This window comes from Mesorhizobium sp. M7A.F.Ca.US.002.01.1.1, from assembly GCF_004022955.1.
Lineage (GTDB): Bacteria > Pseudomonadota > Alphaproteobacteria > Rhizobiales > Rhizobiaceae > Mesorhizobium > Mesorhizobium ciceri.
On record NZ_RZQE01000340.1, the window covers coordinates 1 to 6450 of the forward strand.

The following is a 6450-nucleotide window of genomic DNA, read 5'->3' on the forward strand; positions in this document are numbered from 1 at the left end:
AGCTTGATCAGCGTTGCCTTCGAAATGTCGTAACAAGTGTCGATGTCGTGGGCGCCGTCCATCAGCACCTCCGGTTCGACGATCGGCACGATGCCGGCTTCCTGGCAGAGGGCGGCATAGCGGGCGAGCGCATGAGCGTTGGAGCCGATCGAGGTCGCCGAAGGGACGCCCTTGGCCATATCGATGTCGATCACCGCGCGCCATTTGGCGAAGCGGGCGCCGAGCTTGTAGTAGTCGGCAAGCCGTTCGCGCAGGCCATCGAGGCCTTCGGTGACGGTGTCGCCGGGAAACCTGGCCAGCGGCTTGGCGCCGGCATCGACCTTGATGCCGGGGATGGCGCCGGCGGCCCTGATGATGTCGACCAGCGGCGTGCCGTCGGCGGCCTTCTGGCGGATCGTCTCGTCATAGAGGATGACACCGGAAATGTAGCGGGTCATCGCCTCTCTGGTGCGGAACATCATCTCGCGGTAGTCGCGGCGGCTGTCGGCGGTCGATTCGACGCCGATGACGTCGAAGCGCTTCTTGATGGTGCCGGAACTTTCGTCGGCGGCCAGCAGGCCCTTGCCATCGGCGACGATCGCAGCGGCAATGTCTTCGAGACGTTCGCTCATTGTTGCTTCTCCTGAAACGGTTGTTCCGCGCTTAACGGAAGTCTACCGCCAAAGGAATGGCATCGGAAAGCTCGAATCGATTGAAGCCTCGGGCGGCCTTGTTCGCTCTCCGAGTGTTGATCGCCTCGGAGCCTCAGCGCTTCAACACATCGACGCCGGGCAGCGGCTTGCCTTCCATCCACTCCAGGAAGGCGCCGCCGGCGGTCGAGACATAGGTGAAGTCGTCGGCGACGCCGGCGTGGTTGAGCGCCGCGACCGTATCGCCACCGCCTGCAACCGAGACCAGCTTGCCTTCCTTGGTGCGCGACGCCGCGTGCTTGGCAGCCGCCACCGTCGCATGATCGAAGGGCGCGATCTCGAAGGCGCCGAGCGGGCCGTTCCAGACCAGTGTCGCGGCGCGGTCGATCCATTCGCCGATGGTCGTCACGGTTTTGGCGCCGACATCGAGGATCATCCCGTCGGCCGGCACATCGGAGATGGCGACGGTCTCGCAGGCCGCGCCCGCCTTGAACTCCCTGGCGACGACGCCGTCGACCGGCAGGATGATGGCGCAGCCGGCCTCGGCCGCCTCGATCATGATCTGCTTGGCGGTTGAGGCGAGATCATGCTCGCACAGCGATTTCCCGACATCGGTGCCGCGCGCGGCGAGGAAGGTGTTGGCCATGCCGCCGCCGATGACCAGCGCGTCGACCTTCTTCACCAGGTTCATCAACAGATCGATCTTGGTCGAGACCTTGGCGCCGCCGACAATGGCGACGACCGGACGAACCGGTTTTCCCAAGCCCTTCTCCAGCGCCTCAAGCTCGGCTTGCATGGTGCGGCCGGCAAAAGCCGGCAACAGATGCGCCAGCCCCTCGGTCGAAGAATGCGCGCGGTGCGCGGCCGAGAAGGCGTCGTTAACGAAGATGTCGCCATTGGCGGCGAGTTTTTCGGTGAAGGCCGGGTCATTCTTTTCTTCGGCCTTGTAGAAGCGAGTGTTTTCGAGCAGCAGCACGTCGCCCTTGTTCATGGCGGCGACAGCACTTCCGGCCGTGTCGCCGACGCAATCCGAGGCAAAACCGACGGGGCGGCCGAGCACTTCTGCCGTGGCTTTGGCGATCGGCTCCAGCGAGAATTCGGGCGAAGGCCCATCCTTGGGTCGGCCGAAATGGGCGAGCAGGATGACCTTGGCGCCCTTGGCCGATAGCTCGGCGATGGTCGGTGCGATGCGTTCGATGCGGGTGGCGTCGGTGACTTTGCCCTCAGTGACAGGCACGTTGAGGTCGACGCGCACCAGCACGCGCTTGCCGCTGATGTTGCCGATATCGTCGAGTGTCTTGAAGGCGGCCATGCGGGTTCCTTTCGCGAAAAACCGGGGGACCATACCCCGCATCGGCGACGATGCAAGGCTTAGGGCGCGCTCGAACCGAAATTTTGAAGTGGGCACGATCTTGCACTGGCGGGTGGATGAATGGCAGCGCTCAATAGCGGGTTTGTCAGCTTTCGGTTGCTGCCTTTTCCGGCGCTGGCTCCGGGGCCGGTTTGTCGTCCGCCCGCGCCTCGTCCGCCTGCGCCTCGGTCGGCTTGCGCCAATTGCGGATGAAGGCGGAAAGACGGTCGCCGATTTCTCCGGCGCTGAGGAAGACCGGCACCCGCGCCACCGGAGCGGTCGGCTCGAACGACAGGCCGAGGCCTATGATCTTCCCCTTGTCGTCGACGTCGCGGACGATCAGTTCTATCGGGCCGAGCAGCACGCGGTCGGCATATTCGGCATGGCCGCCGAGCCGCGCCGTGACCAGCGCGCCAACGGTGAGCTTTTGCTCCACTTCGGTTAGACCTGGCGTATAGGCTGCTTCCAGTTCGGCGGCGGGGCGCGCTGGATCGACGGCGAAGGCGCCGAAGAAATCGGCATCTTCGGGATCGACCACGGCACGGCTGGCGAACAGCTTGTCGAGCAGGCGCGGATAGCGATCCGGGACGAAAATGTAGACCTGGTCGCCGGCGGCGAGCCGGCCCATGTCCTGGAAGCGCATCGAACGGCCGTCACGCAGCACCAGCGAGGGTCGCGCCCAGCGTGGGATGCGCTCGCCGCGCGCCACCGGGCTGCCGGGTGCGACGCGATAGGCGAGAAGCTCGTGATGGGCCGAACCCGGCAATTCCAGCTCGACCTTGTCCAGCGGTCCGAGCCGCGCCGGCACGATCAAACCGAGGCGGCGCGCCAGCGGTCCGACCGTCCAGCCCTGGATGACCAGCGAAACCAGAACGATGATGAAGGCGGTGTTGAAGATGACACGGCCATTTTCCAGCCCGCCGAGCAGCGGGGTGATGGCAAGCAGGATCGACACCGCGCCGCGCAGGCCGACCCACGAGACAAAGGCGACTTCGGGGCGCGGCATGCGGAACGGGATCAGGCAGAGCCAGACGGCGACCGGCCGCGCCACGAACATCAGGAACAGGCCGAGCAGCACCGCCGGCACCATGATCGCCGGGAATTGCGAGGGCGTCGCGAACAGGCCGAGGATGAGGAACATGATGATCTGTGCCAGCCATGACATGCCGTCCTGGAAGCGCTTGAGGATGGTGACGGCGCGGATATCGGAATTGCCCGAGATGAGGCCGGCGATATAGACCGCCAGGAAGCCCGAGCCGCCAATGGCGCCGGCGGCGGCAAAGACCATCAACGACAAGGTCAGCACGAAGATCGGCAGCAGGCCATGGTCGAGATTGAGCCGGTCGACGAGACGCACGATGGCGAGGCCGCCGAGCACGCCGACGACAGCGCCAAGGCCCATGTTGAGGAGGAAGCCGAGGAAAAGGCTGGTGACCAGGACGTTGGTCTCGGGATTGGCATGAGCGGCGATGATCTCGACCAGCGTGATGGTCAGGAAGATGGCGATGGGGTCATTGGTGCCGGATTCCACCTCGAGCGTCGAGCGCACGCGTTCGCGCAGATTGATCTCGCCGGCACGCAGCAGGAAGAACACGGCGGCCGCATCGGTGGAGGCGACTGCGGCGCCGAGCAGGAAGGATTCCAGCCAGGTGAGGTCGAGCAGATAGTGGGCGGCGGCGCCGAACAGGCCGGTGGTCAGAATTACGCCGAAGGTCGCCAGCGACAACGCCGGGCCGGCTGCCTGCCGCAAGGCGTTGAGCGGCGTGCCGAAGCCGGAATCGAACAGGATGACGGCCAGCGCCAGTGAGCCGGCAAAATAGGCGATGCGGGCATTGTCGAACTGGATGCCGAGACCGTCGGTGCCGGTGGCGAGGCCAATGCAGAGGAACAGGAGCAGAAGAGGGGCGCCGAAGCGGAAGGCGATCAGGCTCGAAAACGCGGCGGCGACGACAAGCGCTGTGCCGACCAGCGTGACGAGATAGATCGCATGCTCCATCCTGAAATCAGCCCCTCAAATTCGTCTGTCTCCTGCTTTGCGAGAGAGTGGGGCGAAGACGTGACCAGTGCAAGGCGGCAGGGTGGCTTTTTGGCCTATGCCGCTGATTTTCGGATGTTTTGGCGCCCGGGACACAATTTGGGAAGGCGCAAGCTGCGCTCATGAAAAACGCCCGGGCAAAGCCGGGCGTTCCAAGTCTCGAAAAGAGTGCTTTGTGATCAGGCGATGGTCTTGCCGAAGGCGACCGATGTGTCGCCCATGCGGTTGGAGAAACCCCATTCATTGTCGTACCAGGAGAGCACCGATACGAAATTGCCGTCCATCACCTTGGTCTGGTCGAGCGCCATGATCGAGGAGCGCGGATCGTGGTTGAAGTCGATCGACACGTTCGGGTGATGAGTGACGCCGAGAATGCCCTTGAGCTTGCCGTTGGAGGCGGCGATCACCGCTTCGTTGATCTCCTGCGCCGTGGTCGACCGCTTGGCGATGAACTTGAAATCGACGACCGAGACGTTCGGGGTCGGCACGCGGATCGAGATGCCGTCGAGCTTGCCCTTGAGGTCGGGCAGCACCAAGCCGATCGCCTTGGCGGCACCGGTCGAGGTCGGGATCTGCGACAGCGCAGCGGCGCGGGCGCGGTAGAGATCCTTGTGCATGGTGTCCAGGGTCGGCTGGTCGCCGGTGTAGGAGTGGATCGTCGTCATCATGCCTTTTTCGATGCCGACCGTTTCGTGCAGCACGGCTGCCAGCGGCGCCAGGCAGTTGGTGGTGCACGAGGCGTTCGAGATGACGATATGATCCTTGGTCAACTGGTCGTGGTTGATGCCGTAGACCACGGTGAGGTCGGCGCCTTCGGCAGGGGCCGAAACGATGACGCGCTTGGCGCCGGCGGTCAGGTGTGCCGCTGCCTTGTCGCGGGCGGTGAAGATGCCGGTGCATTCGAGCGCGATGTCGATGCCGAGTTCCTTCCACGGCAACTGCGTTGGATCCTTGATCGCGGTGACCTTGAACGTCTCCTTGCCGACGGTGATCTGGTCGCCGGATACCGAGACTTCATGCGGGAAGCGGCCGTGCACGCTGTCATAGCGCAAGAGGTGCGCATTGGTCTCGACTGGGCCGAGGTCGTTGACGGCGACGACGTCGATGTCCTTGCGGCCGGATTCATGGATAGCGCGCAGGATGTTGCGGCCGATGCGGCCAAATCCGTTGATGGCAACTCTGACGGTCATAATTCTCTCCCTGGGAGTTGGAGGGCGGACGAGGGGTCTGCAGTTTCATAGCGGCGGAAGCAGAAAGAATCCAGCCGCACTGGCGTGGATTTAAATCGATTAAGTTGAGCCAGCCCGGCGAAGCCGTTTTCGCGGTTTCGCCGAACTGGCCCAGAATCTTACTTGGCGTGCAGGCGGGCTTCCGCCGCCTTGGCCGCGGCCTCGGCGGTAATGCCGAAATGCGGATAGAGTTGCTCGATCGTGCCCGACGCGCCGAAGCCGGTCATGCCGACGAAGATGCCGTCTGAGCCGATCAGATGATCCCATCCCTGGCGGATGCCGGCTTCGATCGCCATCTTGATCGGCGCATTGCCGATCGTCTTCTTGCGGTAGTCGTCGCTCTGCTGGTCGAACAGTTCGAAGCAGGGAACCGAGACGACGCGGGTCGGATGGCCGTGCTTTTCCAACAGCTCGCGCGCGCCAAGTGCGATCTCGACCTCGGAGCCGGTGGCGAAGATCGTTATCGCCGCCTCGCCGCTGGCGGCGGCCAGCTCATAGGCGCCCTGGCTGCTGAGGTTCTTGGCCGTGAATTCGGTGCGCACCGTCGGCAGGTTCTGGCGGGTCAGCGCCAAGGTCGACGGCGTCTTTTCCGACTCCAGGGCGATCTGCCAGCATTCCGCGGTTTCGACCGCGTCGGCCGGGCGGAAGACATTGTGGTTGGGGATCGCGCGCAATGCCGCCAGATGCTCGACCGGCTGGTGGGTCGGGCCGTCTTCGCCCAGACCGATGGAATCATGGGTCATGACGAAGATCGAGCGGATGCCCATCAGCGAAGCAAGACGCATTGACGGGCGGGCATAGTCGGAGAAGCACAGGAAGGTACCGCCATAGGCGATGAGGCCGCCATGCAGCGTCAAGCCATTGATGGCGGCCGCCATGCCATGTTCGCGAATGCCGTAGTGGACATAACGCTGGCCGTAATCGTCGGGCGTGATGTTCTTGGTCTGGCTGGTCTTGGTGTTGTTGGAGCCGGTCAGGTCGGCGGAGCCGCTTATGGTTTCCGGCACGGCGCCGTTGATGACCTCCAGCGCCATTTCCGAGGATTTGCGGGTGGCGACCTTCGGCTTGTCGGCCGACAGCTTCTTCTTGTAGTCGGCGATGACGGCGTCGAAATTCGACGGCAGCTTGCCGGCGAGGCGGCGTTCGAACTCGGCCTTCAACTTGGGCTCGGCCTTGGCCAGACGTCCCTCCCAGTCGGTGCGCGGC

General features: G+C 64.1%; 5 protein-coding genes. All 5 read right to left on the bottom strand.

Annotated elements, in window-relative coordinates:
• A partial coding sequence (locus tag EN932_RS25710) for a class I fructose-bisphosphate aldolase (protein WP_128369155.1) occupies positions 1-611 on the bottom strand: 611 nt, incomplete at its 3' end.
• 133 nt (positions 612-744) lie between these two features.
• Positions 745-1941 (bottom strand): phosphoglycerate kinase, encoded by a 1197-nt coding sequence (locus EN932_RS25715; protein WP_013529247.1) that lies wholly within the window; start codon positions 1939-1941, stop codon positions 745-747.
• 145 nt (positions 1942-2086) lie between these two features.
• Complete coding sequence (locus EN932_RS25720) at positions 2087-3976, bottom strand: potassium/proton antiporter (protein ID WP_127368746.1); 1890 nt, start codon at positions 3974-3976, stop codon at positions 2087-2089.
• Between the two features lie 218 nt (positions 3977-4194).
• Positions 4195-5205 carry a type I glyceraldehyde-3-phosphate dehydrogenase gene (gene gap / locus EN932_RS25725; RefSeq protein WP_127368747.1) on the bottom strand — a complete coding sequence of 337 codons (1011 nt, stop codon included), beginning with the start codon at positions 5203-5205 and terminating at the stop codon, positions 4195-4197.
• Positions 5206-5363: 158 nt separating this feature from the next.
• Positions 5364-6450 (bottom strand): transketolase C-terminal domain-containing protein (locus EN932_RS25730; protein ID WP_281061553.1); only part of this gene is annotated, 1087 nt, incomplete at its 5' end.

What these genes read in the sequence shown, in the direction of transcription:
- EN932_RS25715 (WP_013529247.1), bottom strand. Translation starts at nt 1,941, where the DNA reads ATGGCCGCCTTCAAGACACTCGACGATATCGGCAACATCAGCGGCAAG.
- EN932_RS25720 (WP_127368746.1), bottom strand. Translation starts at nt 3,976, where the DNA reads ATGGAGCATGCGATCTATCTCGTCACGCTGGTCGGCACAGCGCTTGTC.
- gap (WP_127368747.1), bottom strand. Translation starts at nt 5,205, where the DNA reads ATGACCGTCAGAGTTGCCATCAACGGATTTGGCCGCATCGGCCGCAAC.